The organism is Streptomyces sp. NPDC004788, assembly GCF_053601115.1.
In genome coordinates this window covers 67466-84231 of the sequence record NZ_JBSGBF010000012.1, presented here as the reverse complement: position 1 = coordinate 84231, position 16766 = coordinate 67466, and the positions used below count along the sequence as shown (strand labels likewise).

Genomic DNA, 16766 nt, shown 5'->3' with positions numbered 1-16766 from the left:
CCGGCGATCGTTCCGCGATCGTAGAGCCCACTGATGCAACTTACTGAGGGTTTACCTAGTTCCCGACTTCCGGTGAAGACGAGGCAGGATATTGCCCATGTCCAACTTTTCCCCCTCCGGTCCCCCGATGGCCGCGAACCCCCTCACCCGTGCCGTGCTCGAGATCGACGAGTACGCCTCGGGTCTCGGCTGGGACCGGCCGGCCCGGCTCTTCGCCCTGGTCAGGACCGCCGAGCTGCGCAAGACCGCACCCTCACTCGCCGGCCAGCTCGGCGGCAAGGACGACGACGCCGGCGGCGGCTACACCCCGATCGAGCAGGACCAGCTGCCGGCCGGCAAGCCGCTGGACGAGTTCCTCGGCACCATCGCCTGGCCCAAGGCGGTGGTGGGCTGCGCGCTCACCGTGGAGCGGCTGATGCTGCCGCCGTCGGCGGAGGCGTCGGTGCCGAAGGGCCTGAACGAGGCGGCGCTCGCCAAGTGGGTGGCCGGGCACCCGGACCGCCAGGAGGTCCGGATGACCGTCGCGGTGCTGCGGAACGGGAAGCGCGAGGCGGCGATCCGGCTGCGCGAGAAGGACTCGCCGAACGAGGTCCTCACGGGCCCGGACCTGGTGCCGGGGCTCGCGGAGGCGCTGGCGGCGACGTTCGCGTCGTGATGTACGGGGCGCCCGGGGGCGCCCCGTTCCGCATCAGCTCCTGGAGCAGCTGGGCAGGGACGCCGTGTCGCCCTTGCGCAGCTTCTCCAGGGACTTCGTCGCGTCGTCGATGGTGTTCACCTTGATCAGGGTGAGGCCGTCGGGGGTGTCGGCCGCGGCGGCCGCGCAGTTGTCGGCGGGGGTGAGGAAGTACCGGGCGCCGGCGTTGCGCGCGCCGACCAGCTTCATCTCGATGCCGCCGATCGGGCCGACCTTGCCGTCGTCGTCGATGGTGCCGGTGCCGGCGATGAACCTGCCGCCGGTGAGCGAGCCCGGGGTGAGCTTGTCGAGGATGCCGAGCGAGAACATCAGGCCGGCGCTGGGGCCGCCGACGTCGGCGAGCTTGATGTCGATGGTGAACGGGAAGACGTGGTCGGTGCCGGCCTGGATGCCGACGATGGCCCGGTCGCCCTCCTCCGACCTGGCCGTCGTGAGGACGACCTTCTCGGACTCGGTGGCGTCCTTGTGCGCCTTCTCCGCGGCGGCGGCCGCCTTGGCCGGGACGATCGTGAAGACCACCTGCTCGCCGGGCTTGTGCCTGGTGACGAGCTTGGCCACGTCGCCCGGCTGCTTGACGGCGGTGCCGTCCACGGCCCGGATCACGTCGCCCGCGTGCAGCCGGCCCTCGGCGGGGGTGCCCTTGACGACGGTGGCGACGACGACGCGGGTGGTCACCGGGATGCCGAGCTCACGCAGCGCGGAGACCTTGGCGCTCTCCTGCGACTGGCTGAACTCCTCGGCGTTCTCCTGGCTGGACTGCTCCTCGGTCTTGCCGTCCGGGTAGAGCGTCTCGTGCGGGACGATCACGTTGTCGTGCGCCAGCCAGCCGTAGACGGCCTCGACCGCGTTCATCTTGTAGTCCGCGCTGGTGACCCGGACCGTCGTCATGTTGAGGTTGCCGGTGGTCGGGTACGTCTGGTGTCCCGTGATGCTCAGGACCGGCTCCCCGCGCGCCTCACCGAGGGTGTTCACCGTCGGACCGGGGCTCATCTCCGCGTAGGGCACCGGAATGAGGACGCCGACACAGAGCAGCGTGATCAGGACCAGGGTGGAGGCGAGCATCGTCGCGGTGCGGCGTGGCATGGAACGACAGTACGGGACCGGCCTGTGAGTGCACCCGCGGGGCGGTCCGTACGAGGATCAGCCGACGGTGGTCGCGGGCGAGGTCTCACGCTCCGCCCGCACGGAAGCGGAAGGCTCGGCGGACGCGGTGGGGTGGGACCGCTCCATGGCGTCCCGGAACCGCGCGTAGCCCGCGAGCTCGGCGACGTCCCCGATGGTCTTGTTCCTCGATGCCCAGCTCGCCCATATCGCCGCGCCGACGACTGCGAAAACCGGAATCAGCAACCAGGCCAGCGCTGCCATCCCGACCTCCCATCCCCAATGGTCCCCAGTGAGTTGATCAGCAGATTATTCATCCGCGTCATCAACGCTCACGCCTGGGGGCCGGTTACGCAAATCGGGCACACGACTACGGGTTGTCGGCGTGGCGCCTTGCCAGAGGGCAAGGGCTCGCGGTGAAGCCTCAGCAGGCGCCCACCCTCCCCCAGCCTTCGGCCGGGGGGACCCCCAGGCTCGGGGCGAAGGTCTCAGCAGGCCCCCACCCACTCCTCTGTGCCGTCCGAGAACGTCTGGTGCTTCCAGATCGGGACCTCGTGCTTGAGGTCGTCGATCAGCTTCCGGCAGGCTTCGAAGGCCTCGCCGCGGTGCGGGCAGGAGACCGCGACGACGACCGCGAGGTCACCCACATGGAGGTCACCCACCCGGTGCACGGCGGCCAGGGCGCGGACCGGGTAGTTGGCGACGACCTTCTCGGCGACGCGGCGCAGCTCCGCCTCGGCGGTGGGGTGGCAGGAGTAGCCGAGCGCGTCGACGTCCGCGCCGCCGTCGTGGTTGCGGACCGTGCCCACGAAGAGGGTGGTGCCGCCGGCCGCGTCGTCGCCGACCGCGCGGAAGACCTCGTCGACCGAGAGCGGCGTGTCCCGGATCGCGAGGAGCTTGATCGGGTCCTCGGCCGCCTGCTCGCCGGGGTGGTCGCTGGGCGCGTGGTTCTCTGCCATGGACCCATCGTGCCGTACGGCACCGACGGGCCGGAATAGAGATTTCGCCCGGCGAGACGGACCCTCCGTAGGAGGGTCCTACAGGCCGCGCCGCTTCCGCATCTGCCGGACCAGCGCCGCCGTGCCCAGCAGCGCCACCGTCGCACCGGCCGCGCCCGCCGCCGTCGCGTCCTTGCGGCCCAGGCGGCGGCCGGCGACCGTGTGCCGGCCCGCGGCCTCCTCCAGGAGCGCGGCGAGCACCTCCTCGTTGGTCCACTTCGGCCGCCAGCCCGCGTCGTGCAGGCGTCCGACGCTGACCACCCAGGGGTGCATCGTGTACGCGAGGTCGCCGGCCGGCGACGGGGTGAGCCCGATCCGGTGCAGCCGGGCCGCCGCGCCCAGGGCCACCGCCGAGGGCAGTTCCATGCGCCGGATGCCGGACAGCTCCTCGACCTCCTCCTGCTCCAGCCAGCCCTCGCAGCCGACCGCGAACTCCCCGTCGACCTTCTCCAGGGCGGCGTACTCCAGGGCGCTGACCAGGTCCTCGACGTGGCAGAACTGCCAGGTCGGACGCGATCCGGCGACGACGAGCAGCCGCGGCGACTCGAAGTAGCGGGTCAGCGCCGTGTCCGTGCCGCCGACCAGGACCGCCGGCCGGACCACGGTGACGTTGAGCCCGGGGTGGGCGCGCGGCGCCCGGCGGGCCAGGCGCTCGATCTCCAGGAGGTCGCCGACACCGGTGGCCTCGGCCGTGGCGCGCAGCTCGGCGTCCTCGGAGAGCGGGATGTCGTTGTCGGGCAGCGCCCCGTAGACCATCGCCGACGTGCACAGCACCACCCGGTGCACCCCGGCCGCCGCGGCGGCGGTGAGCACGGTCTGGGTGCCGCGCACGTTGTACGCCGTGCGGGCGGCCGGGTCGGTCTCCAGGTCGAGGTCGACCGCGAGGTGCACGACGACGTCCGCGCCGCGCAGCTTCTCGGCGATGGCCGGGTCGCGCACGTCGAGGATGTGCCACTGGGCCTCGGACACCTCCCCGCGGCGCTCGTCGATCGCGATGACCTGCTTGACCTCCTCGGACTCGGCGAGTCGCCGGGTCAGCAGGTCGCCGATGCCGGACGCGGCACCGGTGACCGCGACGACGGGCCCGCGCGCGGCGGGGCGGGTTGACGGGTTTCGCGCTGCGCGAACCTGAGGATCTGGGGAACTCACCGGGCGTCTCCAGCGGTTGTCTTCAGTACGTACCCGAATGACGCGTACGTACCAGGTGGCGTCCATCCTGCCCCAGGCCACGGCCCGGCGGAGCACCGAGCCCGGATCCGGTGCGGATGTCGGGGCGGTGGCCCGCCGGTCGGCCCGGTCTGACCGGCGGGCCACCGCCTACGCTGGTGGTGAGAGTCCGCCGTCGGCAGCAAGCCGGCGGCCATACGAGCCGAGGAAACCTGTGAGCGACACCCCATTCGGATTCGGCCTTCCGCCGGAGGAGCCGGAGAACGGCGACGAGGGCAAGAAGAAGGACCCCGCCGGAGGTGGCCAGGGGTCCGGTGGCCAGGGCGGCAACCCGTTCGGGGCGAACCCGTTCGGTTTCGGCGGGATGCCGGGCATGGGCGGGCCGGGCGGCGCGGACAATCCGTTCGCCGCGATGTTCGGTTCGATGAACCCCCAGGACCTTGGCGCGGCCTTCCAGCAGCTCGGCCAGATGCTCAGCTACGAGGGCGGGCCGGTCAACTGGGACATGGCCAAGCAGATCGCGCGCCAGGTGGTGGCGCAGGGCACGTCCGACGGCACCAAGGACGCGAGCGTCGGCCCCGCCGAGAAGGCGGCGGTCGAGGAGGCGGTGCGCCTGGCCGACCTGTGGCTGGACCAGGTGACCTCCCTGCCCTCGGGGGCGAACACCGCCGTGGCGTGGAGCCGCGCCGAGTGGGTCGAGGCGACCCTGCCGGCCTGGAAGCAGCTCGTGGACCCGGTCGCCGAGCGGGTCGGCTCGGCGATGGGCGAGGTGCTGCCCGAGGAGATGCAGGCCATGGCGGGCCCGCTGATCGGCATGATGCGCTCCATGGGCGGCGCCATGTTCGGCCAGCAGATCGGGCAGGCCGTGGGCGTGCTCGCGGGCGAGGTCGTCGGCTCGACGGACGTCGGCCTGCCGCTCGGCCCGGCCGGCAAGGCCGCGCTGCTGCCGCTGAACGTCCAGGCCTTCGGCAAGGGCCTGAGCGTCCCCGCGGACGAGGTCCGGCTGTACCTGGCCCTGCGCGAGGCCGCCCACCAGCGTCTCTTCGCGCACGTGCCGTGGCTGCGCGCGCACCTGTTCGGCGCGGTCGAGGGCTACGCCCGGGGCATCAAGGTCGACACCTCCAAGCTGGAGGAGGCCGTGGGCCAGCTGGACCCGACGCATCCGGAGCAGCTGCAGGAGGCTCTCCAGCAGGGCATGTTCCAGCCCGAGGAGACTCCGGAGCAGAAGGCCGCCCTGGCCCGTCTGGAGACGGCGCTCGCGCTGGTCGAGGGCTGGGTGGACGCGGTGGTGCACGAGGCCGCGAAGGCCCGGCTGACCTCGGCGGACGCGCTGCGTGAGACGCTGCGCCGGCGCCGGGCGACCGGTGGCCCCGCGGAGCAGACCTTCGCCACCCTGATCGGCCTGCAGCTGCGTCCGCGCCGGCTGCGGGACGCCTCGCGCCTGTGGGCCTCGCTCACCGACGCGCGCGGCATGGACGGCCGTGACGCCCTGTGGGAGCACCCGGACATGCTGCCGACGGCGACGGACCTGGACGACCCGGACGGCTTCGTCCACCGCGAGCAGCTGGACTTCTCCGAGCTGGACAGGATGCTCGGCGAGGCGGCGGCCGGCGGCGGTTCCCAGGGCGCACAAGGCGACGGCGGGAACGACGGCACGGACGAGGGCAAGGACGACACCCAGAAGTGAGCCTGTACGACGACGCGGTCCTGGTGCTGAAGGAGTACGAGGACCAGCCGGAGCTTCGTGACGTCTATCTGGAGCACCTCGCGGCCCACCCGGACGGCATGTACAAGCCGTGCGGGGCCGGTCACCTCACCAGCAGCGCGCTGGTGATCGACCCCTCGCGGGGGCAGGTGCTCCTCACCCTGCACAAGAAGCTGAACATGTGGCTGCAGATGGGCGGCCACTGTGAGCCGGGCGACCCGACGGTCGAGGCGGCGGCGCTGCGCGAGGCGACGGAGGAGTCCGGCATCGCGGGCCTGACGCTGCTGCCGGGCGGCCCGGTGCGCCTCGACAGGCACCCGATCCCGGCGCCGTGCCACTGGCACCTGGACGTGCAGTACGCGGCGCTCGCCCCGGCCGGGGCGGCGGCGGAGATCAGCGACGAGTCGCTGGACCTGCGCTGGTTCGGGTACGACGAGGTGGCGGACGTGGCGGACACGTCGGTGGTGCGGCTCGTGGAGCGCACGCTGAAGCGCCTCTGACACGCGCGTGAAGCCGTAAGGGGCGGTCGCCATGGGCGACCGCCCCTTACACGTCACTCCGCGTCCCTCCGCGTCAGCTCCAGACGTTGCCCTGGTTCTGGGCGTGCGCTCCGTGCTGGCCCATGCCGAACTGGGCGGCGAGGCCCTGGCCGATCACCGCGTTCTGCGGCGGAAGGAGCTCGCTGGGCTGGACGAGCGCGAAGCCGGTGCCCATGAAGCTGAGCTCCCAGCCCTCGCCCGTGTTGCCGCGCCGCCGCCACACGCCGGAGGAGTGCGTCTGTGCCTGCATCTGCACGCGCAGCCCGGTGGACCAGGCGACGATCGCGTCGGCGTCGCAGTTCACGTACCGGTCGGGGGTGACCTGCATGAGCAGCGGAGCGCCGGAGGTCATGAGGGCGACCTTGCCCTGGCCGGTGATGTTCAGCTGGTACTTCCCCGAGCCGGAGATGCCGTACAGGCTGTCGACGGCGATGACCTCGTGGTGCAGCGAGGAGTCCATGGCCAGCACGTAGGTGCTGTCCACGGTCAGGCCATCCTGCTCCACGTCCATGACGTGGACGTGCTGGGCGAGGTTGGCGAGGTAGACGGTGCCCTGCCCGTGGCAGCGCATGAGGTCCAGGCCCTCACCGGTGTGCGCGCGTGCGCGCGCCTGGCTGTTGCTGCGGTACTCGGCGTCGAACTCGACGAGTCCCTGGTAGGCGACCATCGTGCCCTTGCGGGCGAGCACGTCGTCGTGGCCCTGCATGGTGACGCGCAGCATCTGCTTGTTCTGCAGACTCCAGCGTTCCTGGGTCTGCTGGTCGTTGAAGGCGAAAAGCGGGCTCTGCATGATCTCTGACTCCCCCTTCAGCCCCGGACGCGAAGACGGTCGGTGCTGTCCTCGCTCGGCTGGACGACGACGATGCCCTGCCCGGAGAAGGCCATCTGGAATGCCTCACCGCTGCCGCGGCCGATCAGCGACTGCGCCTTGAAACTGCGCTTGCCCTTCACCTTGAGGTTCGGGGACCAGGCGACGAGCGCGTCCGGGTCGACGTACGTCTCGTCCTCCCCGCCGCCGCAGTCGACGACGATCGGCTTGCCCCGGGAGGTCAGCGCGACCCAGCCCTGCCCGGAGATGGTGGTGTTCCACAGCCCCTGTCCGGCGAACTTCGCCAGGCCCTTCACCCGCTCGACGCCCCAGGTCAGATGCGCGTCGAAGGCGAGGAGATTGGTGGCGTTGACGGAGATTCCGTCGCCGTTGAGCTGGATGACGACGACGTTGGCCCCGTAGTCGGCGAGGTACAGCAGTCCGTCGCCGGAGCACTTCATCAGGGGCGCGCCCTCGCCGGTGATCCAGTCACGGGCGATCTGGCGCACGGCCGGCGGGTTGGGCTCGTACTGGACGAAGCCCTCGTAGGCGACCATCGACCCGACGCGCGCGAGGAGGTCGTGTCCCGTCTGGAGGGCGACCTTGAGCATGTGGTTGCCGTGGTTCTCCATGCGGGCGGTGACGGGTGCGGGGGCGTATCCCGCGATCGACTGGTTCATGACGGGCTCCCTCAGACCTCGTACGGCTGGACGACGATGAAGTTGCCGGGTGCGCCCCGGAACTGGAGGTTGACGCCTTCTCCGGTGTCGCCGGGATAGGCGTTGCGGCGCATGCGCACCTGGCTGGAGACGACGACCTGGGAGGCCGCCGACCAGGCGACCACCGCGTTGGAGTCGGCGAACGTGGTCGGCGTGACGGGCAGGACCACGGGCACGCCGTGGGTCTTCACGACGACCGTGCCGACGCCCTGGAACTGCATGGTGAACAGGGCACCGCCGGGAATGCCGTGTCCCTCGATGCGGCGGACCTCGTACTGCAGCGACTCGTCGAAGGCGAGCACGTTCTCGGCGGACACGCAGATGGCGTCGCCCTGGAGCTCGACGGGGTGCAGATGGGTGGACTGCTCGGCGAGGAACACCTGGCCGTGGCCGGTGCAGCGCATCAGCTGCATCTCCTGGCCGGTGGCGCCGCCGACGATGCGTCCGGCGAAGCCGGCGCCCTTGTAGCTGAAGTCGACCTTGCCCTGGTAGAGCACCATGCTGCCCTGCTTGGCGAGCACGGGCTGGCCGCCGACGCCGAGGTCGACGCGGACGAGCTTGGCGTTCTGCGGCGTCCACCGCTGCCCGTTCGGCGTCTCCTTGAACGTCTGGAGCGCGGCGGCGACGCCGGGAGCCTGGGGCGAGCCCTGAGGCATGCCGTAGGGCTGCTGGCCCGGGACCTGCCCGTACGGCGCGGGCTGCTGCGCGTACTGCGGCGGCTGGCCGTAGGGGGCCGGGGCGGGGGCGGGCTGACCGTACGGGGCCGGTGCGGGCTGGCCGTACTGCGGGGGCTGCGGCGGCTGCTGCCCGTACTGCGGCGCCGCCGGCGGCTGCTGCCCGTACGGGGCGGGCGGCGGGGTCGGCGCGTGCGGGGCGGGAGCGTGCGGGGCCGGCGGCGCGGGAGCGGGCGGCGGGGTCGGCGCGTGCGGGGCCGGGGGCGTCAGGGGCCCGACCATGGTCGGCGCGGCGTGCACCGGCACTCCGGCGGGCGGGGTGCCGAACGCCGGAGCGGGGGCCGGGGCGGGGGCCGGGGGTGCGGGAGGGGCGGCGAACGCGGGCGGCGCGGTGGCCTGGGCCGGCGGGGCGAAGCCGGGGGCGGCGGCCGGAGGCTGCTGCTGCGGGGCCTGCTCCTCCTCGACGACCTCGCCGCCGAAGTTCTTCAGGAGCGCTTCGAGGCCGCCGTCGAAGCCCTGGCCGACGGCGGCGAAACGCCACACGTCCTTCAGGTAGAAGTCGCCGAGCATGACCGCGCGTTCGGTGGAGAACTCCGCGCCCGTGAAGGCGTAGCGGGCGACCTCCTCGCCGCCCGCGACGATCCGGATCCAGCCGGGGCCGACCTGCGACATCTGCCCGGCGCCGTCGATGGTCGCGGTGAACGACAGCTTGTGGATGTGCGCCGGAACGCGGTCCAGGGTGACGCGGAAGGACTCGGTGTCACCGGCCTGCGCGCCGAGCAGCTGGATGGACTCCTCGGGCGACTTCGGCTGGTTGAAGAAGACGAAGTAGCGGTCGTCGGAGAGCCGCTCGTCGGCGTCGAGGCCGAAGCAGCTGATGTCGAAGGTCAGGCCGGGCGCCGCGATCTGCACGCCCACGTACAGATCGGTCCCCGCCGTGAGATCGCTGATCTTGGCCTTGTGGCCGCGTTGGAATTCCCTGGCCATGTGTGACGACCGTCCCCCATCCCGAATGTACGAGTGCGTCGCGCCAGGCTAACGGCTGGTCGTGACATCGGGGCAGGCGCGTACCCGATCGGTACGAAACCGGCACCGGACCGACTCGCGGGCCGGCACGGCGGGTGTCACTCCTCGCGCGCGTGCGGCAGCTGCGGGAGGCGGGCCGCGGCGGCCACGCCCTCCAGGTAGCCGCGGGCCCGCTCGGTGCGCGGATACGCCTCCAGGAGCCGCCAGAACCGCGGCCCGTGACCGGGCACCAGGAGGTGGGCGAGCTCGTGGCACAGGACGTAGTCGACGACGTACTCGGGCATGCCCTGGAGCCGGTGGGAGAGCCGGATGCTGCCCTCGGCCGGAGTGCAGGAGCCCCAGCGGGTGTTCTGGTTGGTCACCCAGCGCACGGAGGCGGGGCGGGCCCGGTCGCCGAAGTACTGCTCCGACAGGCGCTCGGCGCGCTCGGTCAGCTCCTGGTCGCCGAGGACGCGCCTGCTCTCCTGGGCCGCCAGCCTGTCCAGCATGACGGTGACCCAGCGGCGCTCCTCCGCCTCGGACATCCGGGCCGGGATGAGCACGACGGTCCGGTCGCCCTCGCGGTAGGCGGAGACCGTCCTGCTGCGGCGGGAACTTCTGCGCACCTCGACCGCGCTCGTCCCCGAGCCGCGGGGCGGTCTGCTGGTCACGCTGGGCTTCGGGTCGGCCGGCACGGCCCCGACGTTACCCGCTGCGCGCGGCGGAAGTCCCGCACCCCCGCATTCGAATGATGAACGCCAGCGCCTGTGGACAACTCTCCGCACCGCCGGCGCGGCCCGGGCAACCTGATCGCGGGAACGACGAACGGAGATCGTTCACGTGGTTTGCGGGGGTGGGTCGTGCATCCGATGGTGAAGCCGGCGCTGCGGCGCGCCTGGCGGAATCTGCAGTACGTGCAGTTCGGGGTGACGCCCGCGCACGCGGTGGTCCTCGGACCGGTGGACCCGACGACGGGCAGCCTCATCGGGCTTTGCGACGGGACGCGCGGGATGGAGCTCCTCGCGGCGGAGGCCAAGCGGCTCGGGCTGCGGGAGGGGCATCTGGAGGAGCTGCTCGGGCGGCTCGCGGCGGCCGGACTGATCGCCGACGCGTCGGTACGGCCACCGGGCGACGGGCCACCGGACGCGCCGCCCGGGCGGGCGGACCCGGAGCTCGACGCGGTGCGGGCGGACCTGGCCTCGCTGTCGGTGGTGCACCCGGCGCCGGACGGTGCGACGCGGGCGCTGGCGGCGCGCCGGGCCCTGCGGGTGCAGGTGCGGGGCGCGGGGCGGGTCGGCGCGGCCGTGGCGGCGCTGCTGTCGGCGGCGGGCGTGGGCCGGGTGGAGGTCCTGGACTCCGGCACGGTCGCGCCGTGGGAGGTCTCGCCGGGCGGGCTGCCGCCCGAGGCGGTCGGGGAGCGCCGGGCCGTGGCGGCGCGGCGGCTGGTGGGCCGGTCACAACCGGGCGGGCGGTCGCCGAGGAGCTCGGGCGGCGGCGAGGAGCCGGGGCTCTCGCTCGTGGTGGTGACGCCCCGGGACGGGCTGGGCGCCTACGTGCCGGACCCGCTGCCCGCGGAGAGCTGGCTCGCCACGGGCACTCCGCACCTCTACGCGGGGGTGCTCGAAGCGACCGGTGTGGTGGGGCCGTTGGTGCTGCCGGGCGGGACGGCCTGTGCGGGCTGCATACAGCGGGAGCAGGCCGACCGCGAGCCCGTCTGGCCGCGGCTTCCGGCCCAGTGGCGCTCGGGCGCGCCGCATCCGCTGCCCGCCTGCGACGTGTCGCTCGCGACGGCGGTCGCGGGGCTCGCGGCGGCGCACGCCCTGGCGTTCCTGGACGGCGATCTGCCGTCGAGCACCGGCGCCCGGTGGGAGGTTTCGCTGCCGCTGCTGGAGTGGCGCTCGGCGCCGGTCCGGCCGCACCCGGCGTGTCCGTGCGGGGCGCGGCTCGCCGCGCGGGGGGAGCATGCCTCGGCGGCCGTGCCGTGCCGGAAGGGCAGGCAGGACACAATGGCGGGGTAACGAGCTTGTGCGGCACGGAATCTGGGACTTCACGGCACACGGGACTTGGAGAACACATGTCTGATCTTCCCCGGAAAGCGGTCACCCGGACCGCCAAGCTGGCCGCGTTGCCGCTGGGCTTCGCCGGGCGCGCCACCTGGGGCCTGGGGAAGCGGATCGGCGGGAAGTCTGCGGAGATAGTGGCGCGGGAGCTCCAGCAGCGGACGGCCGATCAGTTGTTCCGGACCCTGGGCGAGTTGAAGGGCGGGGCCATGAAACTGGGTCAGGCCCTGTCCGTCTTCGAGTCGGCGCTGCCCGAGGACATCGCCGGCCCCTATCGGGCCGCGCTGACCAAGCTGCAGGAGGCGGCGCCGCCGCTGCCGGTGGCCACGGTGCACGGGGTGCTCGCGGAGCGGCTCGGCGAAGGGTGGCGGGAGCTGTTCGAGGAGTTCGAGGACAAGCCCGCGGCGGCGGCCTCGATCGGCCAGGTGCACCGGGCGGTGTGGCACGACGGCCGCGAGGTCGCGGTGAAGGTGCAGTACCCGGGGGCCGGTGCGGCGCTGCTCTCGGACCTGACGCAGCTGAGCCGTTTCGCACGGCTGCTCGGCCCGCTGATCCCCGGCATGGACCTCAAGCCGCTGATCACGGAGTTGCGGGACCGGGTCGCGGAGGAGCTGGACTACGGCCTGGAGGCCGAGGCGCAGCGGCGGCACGCGGAGGAGTTCGCGGGCGACCCGGACGTGGTGGTCCCGGCGGTGGTGCACCAGTCGGAGCAGGTGCTCGTGACGGAGTGGCTGGACGGGGTGCCGCTGTCGGAGATCATCGCGGACGGCACTCCGGAGCAGCGCGACCGGGCCGGGCAGCTGCTCGCCCGGTTCCTCTTCTCGGGTCCCGCGCGCACCGGACTGCTGCACGCCGATCCGCATCCGGGGAACTTCCGGCTGCTGCCCGGCCCCGAGGACGACGCGGGTGCAGGCTCGTGGCGGCTGGGCGTGCTGGACTTCGGCACGGTGGACCGGCTGCCGGGCGGGCTGCCGGAGACGATCGGCAGCTGTCTGCGGCTGACGCTGGCCGGCGAGGCGGAGACCGTGTACGAGCTGCTGTGCGCGGAGGGCTTCGTGAAGAAGTCGATCGCGCTGGACCCGGACGCGGTCCTGGAGTACCTGCTGCCGATCATCGAGCCGGCCGAGGTGGACGCGTTCGGTTTCACCCGTGGCTGGATGCGCGCCCAGGCGGCCCGGATCGCCGATCCGCGCTCCCCCGCCCACCAGTTGGGCAGGCAGTTGAACCTGCCGCCCTCGTATCTGCTGATACACCGTGTGACGTTGAGCACGATCGGGGTGCTGTGCCAGCTGGGCGCGACCGTACGGCTGCGGGACGAGCTGGCGCGGTGGCTGCCCGGGTTCACGGAACCGTCGGAGGCGTCCTGAGGGGGCGCCCGGTCACCACCAGGAGGAGTCGAGGCGGCCCTCGATGGCCCTGATGTTGGCGCGGGCGCACTCCTCGCAGAAGTAGCGGCGGCTGCCGTTCTCCACCGAACAGGTCCAGGTGACGGGGAGTTCCCGGGCGGTCTTGCCGCAGCGGGCGCAGACGAAGCGGGGCTCGGGGGCGGGGTCGTCGTTCACCTTGGTGACGATAACCCGGCGGGCAGCCGCGACCGGTGCAACGCACCGCGGGGGCCGGTCCGTTCGGACCGGCCCCCGCGGATCGGTGGCTGCCTGGCTCAGTGCATGACGGCCATGGCGAGCGCGCGGCGGGCGCGCAGCGACACGCGCTCGGCGCGCCGCTGCATCCGTCGGGCGGCGACCAGGCGCAGGGCCTGGCGTTCCGCGTCGACTTCCCGCAGGCGCTCATGCATATGGGCACGGGCCAGGGCTTCTGGGATGAGTTGCATTTCACGGGTCCTGTTCTGACGCGAGCGCATCGCGCCGTTCATCGAAAGTTCTGGGGTCGCGGAGCCGACCGGCTCGGGGGCGGACGAGGTCATCGGGGCCTGCTTCTGGGGATCGTGCGTGTGGGGACGGTCGATGGTTCCGATGGCGTTCATGCCGCGACCGGGTTCTTGCGCGGGCGGCCACGGGGCCGCTTGCGGGCCACGACCACGCCCTGGACGAAGAGCTCGCCACCCCAGACGCCCCAGGGCTCGCGACGCTCGATGGCGCCGGCGAGGCAGGCCTCCATGAGCGGGCAGGTCTTGCAGAGCGACTTGGCGTACTCGACGTCGGCCGGGGACTCGGCGAAGAAGACCTCGGGGTCGTACGAGCGGCAGGGGACCGGTACGCCGAGGTTCTCGATGGCGTCGTCGAGCGCGGTGAGCGCGGTGAGGGGGGCGAGGGGGGTCAAGGCGGAGTCCTCCGTGAGGCCGGGCGGGGGGATCGTTTCGGAAGGCGGTACGGACGGGGCGTGCGCTTCGAGTTGCACGGGTTTTCTTCCTCGTCTGGTCGTTCCGGCCTGTTGGGCCGGGGTTTCTGCTGGTACCGGTCGCTGCTGGTCCCGAGGCCCCTTCGCTCCGTCAGCCCCGTTCGGGGACAAACAGAAGGGCCGCGGATCCCTGGTGGGGTTCCGCGGCCCTGAAGGCGCCGGCCTGATCGTCGATCAGGCTGGATCACTCCAGGGTTCGAGCCCACGGAAGGCCCACATCGTGTGGTGCTGCGTCGTCTGCTGCTGGATACCGGCACCGGTCGCGATGGCCGCAAAGCCATAGGTCGTGGCCTGGGCCTTGCCCACCACTCCTGCTTCCAGTGCCTTGGTCGGTCGCTCATTGCGCTCCGGGCGATCCATCAGCAGACCGGACATGCCAAGAGGCAGTCCGGCGCCGGACAGACCGGTGCCACGGAGGCTGGAGGACGCGAAGGCGGAGAGGCCGAGCGAGCATGCGGAGGCGACGACCGAGAGATCGGTCATTTTGGCGGTGCTGGTCTTGATGTTCTTGATGCTGATCACTGGAATCGCCTCCCTTCGGCGTCTCGGAGGGCTCGGGGTGAGCCGGACCCTCATGTTCGATTGGACAAGTACAGCACGAAGACAGGACTTCCAAGAAGCCGCTGTTTCCGTGGTTAAGAACCTATGGGGCTTGACGGGGCGGGCGCAAACTATTTTTCCGACGAGTTTTCCTCAGACCTCGTCGTCGCTTCCGCCAGGCTCCTCACCTGCGCAGATGGCGAGAACATCGGTGCCGAAGCGGTCCAGCTTGCGGGCGCCCACGCCGGAGATCGCCGCGAGCTCGCCGCCGGAGCCCGGCCGCTGCTCGGCGATCGCCATGAGCGTCTTGTCGGTGAACACGCAATAGGCGGGCTGGCCGAGCGCCCGGGCCTGCTCCGCGCGCCACTCCCGCAGCCGCTCGTACAGCGCCTCGTCCATGTCCGAGGGGCAGTCCTCGCAGCGCATCAGCTTCATCTCGCCGGCCTCGGTGAGCGTGGCGCCGCAGACCCGGCAGAGCGCCGGTCCGCGCCGCTTGCGCCGCGTGGAGGCCCCGCCGATGCCCCGCTCGACGCCTCCGCCGCCGCCCGCTCCGGCCGCACCGAGGGAGCCGGAGCCGGGCCGCAGGCCCTTGAGGAAGCGGGTGGGGCGCCTGGAGGCGCGGCCGCCCGGGGAGCGGGACAGCGCCCACGAAAGCGAGAGGTGGACCCGGGCTCGGGTGACGCCCACGTAGAGCAGCCGGCGTTCCTCCTCGATCTGCTCGTCGGTCTTGGCGTAGGTGATCGGCATCATGCCCTCGGTGAGGCCGACCAGGAACACCGCGTCCCACTCCAGGCCCTTGGCGGCGTGCAGCGAGGCGAGCGTGACGCCCTGGACGGTGGGGGCGTGCTGGGCGGCGGCCCGCTCGTCGAGCTCGGCGACCAGGTCGGAGAGGGTGGCGCCGGGCTTGGCCCGGGCGAAGTCCTCGGCGAGCCGGACCAGGGCGGCCAGCGACTCCCAGCGGTCCCGGACGGCACCGGAGCCGGCCGGCGGCTCGCTGGTCCAGCCCTTGGTGGAGAGCACGGCCCGCACCTGGGCGGGCAGGTCCTCGGCGTCGTCGAGCAGCGCGTCGTTCCCGCCGGCGCGGGCGGCGCCGCGCAGGGCGACGCCCGCCTCGCGCACCTCCTGGCGCTCGAAGAAGCGCTCGGCGCCGCGCAGCTGGTACGGCACGCCGGCGTCGGCGAGCGCCTGCTCGTAGACCTCCGACTGGGCGTTGACCCGGTAGAGCACGGCGATCTCGCCGGCCGGGACGCCGGCGGCGATCAGGTCGCGGATCCGGCGGGCGGTGCCCTCGGCCTCGGCGGGCTCGTCCGCGTACTCGGTGTAGACCGGCTCGGGGCCGGGGTCGCGCTGGGAGACCAGCTCCAGGCGGTGCTCGGCGGCCCGGCCCCGGGCCTGGCCGAGCAGCCCGTTGGCCAGGTGCACGACCTGCGGGGTGGAGCGGTAGTCGCGGATCAGCTTGACCACGGTCGCGTGCGGGTGACGGGTGCGGAAGTTCAGCAGGTGCTCGGGGGTGGCGCCGGTGAAGGAGTAGATCGTCTGGCTGGCGTCGCCGACCACGCAGAGGTTGTCTCGGTCGCCGAGCCACAGGTCGAGCAGCCGCTGCTGGAGCGGCGAGACGTCCTGGTACTCGTCGACCACGAAGTGCTGGTACTGGCGGCGGATCTGGTCGGCGATGTCGTGCCGGTCCTGGAGGATGCCGACGGTGAGCAGCAGCACGTCCTCGAAGTCGATCACGTCGCGGTCGCGCTTCAGCTGCTCGTACATCGCGTAGATCTGCCCGATCTCCGCGGGGTCGCGCGGGGCGTCGCGCAGCGACTTGGCGACGGCGGCCGGATAGTCGGCGGGGACGGTCTGGGTGACCTTGGCCCACTCGATCTCGCTCGTGACGTCCCGCAGCTCGTTGCGGTCGAGCCGGACGCGGCAGCGCGCGGCGGCCTCGGCGACCAGCTGGACCTTCCGCTCCAGGAGCCGGGGCAGCTCGCCACCGACGGCTTTCGGCCAGAAGTACTGCAGCTGGCGGAGGGCGGCCGAGTGGAACGTGCGGGCCTGCACCCCGCCCGCGCCGAGCTGCCGCAGCCGGCCGCGCATCTCGCCGGCGGCGCGGTTGGTGAACGTGACGGCGAGCACGCTGGCGGGCGCGAGTACGCCCGCCCGCACCCCGTAGGCGATGCGGTGGGTGATGGCCCGCGTCTTGCCCGTACCGGCTCCGGCGAGGACGCACACCGGGCCGCTCAGGGCCAGGGCGACCTCGCGCTGCTCCGGGTCGAGCCCGTCGAGCACCGCGTCGGCCGAGTCCGGGACCTGCGGGAAGAGAGTGGAGTGCGTTGCTGCTGTCACCCCGCCATGCTGCCAGGTCGGGCAGGGTCGGTGCGGCGCGTCGTCCACAGGCGTGAGGCAG

The 16766-nt window shown here is 72.5% G+C and carries 18 protein-coding genes; 5 read left to right on the top strand and 13 right to left on the bottom strand.

The window, feature by feature from the left end:
• Nucleotides 1-97 precede the first annotated feature (97 nt).
• Nucleotides 98-655, top strand: a complete 558-nt coding sequence (locus ACWEJX_RS08555) for a PPA1309 family protein (protein ID WP_451606770.1) — start codon at nt 98-100, stop codon at nt 653-655.
• Between the two features lie 33 nt (nt 656-688).
• On the opposite strand, the gene ACWEJX_RS08550 is transcribed toward ACWEJX_RS08555, so the two are convergent.
• The 4 genes from ACWEJX_RS08550 to ACWEJX_RS08535 all read right to left on the bottom strand — a co-directional run bounded on the left by ACWEJX_RS08550 (nt 689) and on the right by ACWEJX_RS08535 (nt 3942).
• Nucleotides 689-1777, bottom strand: coding sequence for a YlbL family protein (locus ACWEJX_RS08550; RefSeq protein WP_451606769.1), 1089 nt, complete (start codon nt 1775-1777; stop codon nt 689-691).
• 57 nt (nt 1778-1834) lie between these two features.
• Nucleotides 1835-2059: a hypothetical protein gene (locus ACWEJX_RS08545; RefSeq protein ID WP_451606768.1), complete on the bottom strand. Its 225-nt coding sequence runs from the start codon at nt 2057-2059 to the stop codon at nt 1835-1837.
• 224 nt (nt 2060-2283) lie between these two features.
• Entirely contained in the window at nt 2284-2754 is a 471-nt protein-coding gene (locus ACWEJX_RS08540; protein WP_451606767.1) for a molybdenum cofactor biosynthesis protein MoaE, read from the bottom strand.
• 78 nt (nt 2755-2832) lie between these two features.
• Nucleotides 2833-3942: an SDR family oxidoreductase gene (locus ACWEJX_RS08535; protein ID WP_403792327.1), complete on the bottom strand. Its 1110-nt coding sequence runs from the start codon at nt 3940-3942 to the stop codon at nt 2833-2835.
• Nucleotides 3943-4174: 232 nt separating this feature from the next.
• Here ACWEJX_RS08535 and ACWEJX_RS08530 point away from each other — a divergent pair, with 232 nt between their 5' ends.
• A complete protein-coding gene (locus ACWEJX_RS08530; protein WP_451606766.1) occupies nt 4175-5647 on the top strand; it encodes a zinc-dependent metalloprotease in 1473 nt (490 codons plus the stop codon).
• Complete coding sequence (locus ACWEJX_RS08525) at nt 5644-6165, top strand: NUDIX hydrolase (protein WP_451606765.1); 522 nt, start codon at nt 5644-5646, stop codon at nt 6163-6165. Before ACWEJX_RS08530 ends, ACWEJX_RS08525 begins: the two co-directional genes overlap by 4 nt.
• A 73-nt stretch (nt 6166-6238) precedes the next feature.
• Here ACWEJX_RS08525 and ACWEJX_RS08520 read toward each other — a convergent pair whose 3' ends face one another.
• The 4 genes from ACWEJX_RS08520 to ACWEJX_RS08505 form a co-directional block, all read right to left on the bottom strand.
• Entirely contained in the window at nt 6239-6994 is a 756-nt protein-coding gene (locus ACWEJX_RS08520) for an AIM24 family protein (RefSeq protein WP_451606764.1), read from the bottom strand.
• 17 nt (nt 6995-7011) lie between these two features.
• On the bottom strand, nt 7012-7692 hold the full coding sequence (locus tag ACWEJX_RS08515) for an AIM24 family protein (RefSeq protein ID WP_403792333.1): 681 nt from the start codon (nt 7690-7692) through the stop codon (nt 7012-7014).
• 11 nt (nt 7693-7703) lie between these two features.
• Nucleotides 7704-9392, bottom strand: coding sequence for a TerD family protein (locus ACWEJX_RS08510; RefSeq protein WP_451606763.1), 1689 nt, complete (start codon nt 9390-9392; stop codon nt 7704-7706).
• Between the two features lie 137 nt (nt 9393-9529).
• Nucleotides 9530-10105 carry a M48 metallopeptidase family protein gene (locus tag ACWEJX_RS08505; RefSeq protein WP_451606762.1) on the bottom strand — a complete coding sequence of 192 codons (576 nt, stop codon included), beginning with the start codon at nt 10103-10105 and terminating at the stop codon, nt 9530-9532.
• A 165-nt stretch (nt 10106-10270) separates the two neighbouring features.
• On the opposite strand from ACWEJX_RS08505, the gene ACWEJX_RS08500 reads away from it, so the two are divergent.
• On the top strand, nt 10271-11428 hold the full coding sequence (locus ACWEJX_RS08500) for a TOMM precursor leader peptide-binding protein (RefSeq protein WP_451606761.1): 1158 nt from the start codon (nt 10271-10273) through the stop codon (nt 11426-11428).
• Nucleotides 11429-11484: 56 nt separating this feature from the next.
• A complete protein-coding gene (locus ACWEJX_RS08495; RefSeq protein WP_451606760.1) occupies nt 11485-12837 on the top strand; it encodes an ABC1 kinase family protein in 1353 nt (450 codons plus the stop codon).
• 12 nt (nt 12838-12849) lie between these two features.
• Here the strand turns inward: ACWEJX_RS08495 and ACWEJX_RS08490 are convergent, their stop codons facing one another.
• The 5 genes from ACWEJX_RS08490 to ACWEJX_RS08470 form a co-directional block, all read right to left on the bottom strand.
• Nucleotides 12850-13032 carry a hypothetical protein gene (locus ACWEJX_RS08490; protein ID WP_451606759.1) on the bottom strand — a complete coding sequence of 61 codons (183 nt, stop codon included), beginning with the start codon at nt 13030-13032 and terminating at the stop codon, nt 12850-12852.
• A gap of 98 nt (nt 13033-13130) precedes the next feature.
• Nucleotides 13131-13454, bottom strand: a complete 324-nt coding sequence (locus ACWEJX_RS08485) for a hypothetical protein (RefSeq protein WP_451606758.1) — start codon at nt 13452-13454, stop codon at nt 13131-13133.
• On the bottom strand, nt 13451-13828 hold the full coding sequence (locus tag ACWEJX_RS08480; protein ID WP_403792345.1) for a WhiB family transcriptional regulator: 378 nt from the start codon (nt 13826-13828) through the stop codon (nt 13451-13453). Before ACWEJX_RS08480 ends, ACWEJX_RS08485 begins: the two co-directional genes overlap by 4 nt.
• Nucleotides 13829-14002: 174 nt before the next feature.
• Nucleotides 14003-14350, bottom strand: a complete 348-nt coding sequence (locus ACWEJX_RS08475) for a hypothetical protein (protein WP_451606757.1) — start codon at nt 14348-14350, stop codon at nt 14003-14005.
• Between the two features lie 171 nt (nt 14351-14521).
• Nucleotides 14522-16705 carry an ATP-dependent DNA helicase UvrD2 gene (locus ACWEJX_RS08470; protein WP_451606756.1) on the bottom strand — a complete coding sequence of 728 codons (2184 nt, stop codon included), beginning with the start codon at nt 16703-16705 and terminating at the stop codon, nt 14522-14524.
• Nucleotides 16706-16766: the final 61 nt, after the last annotated feature.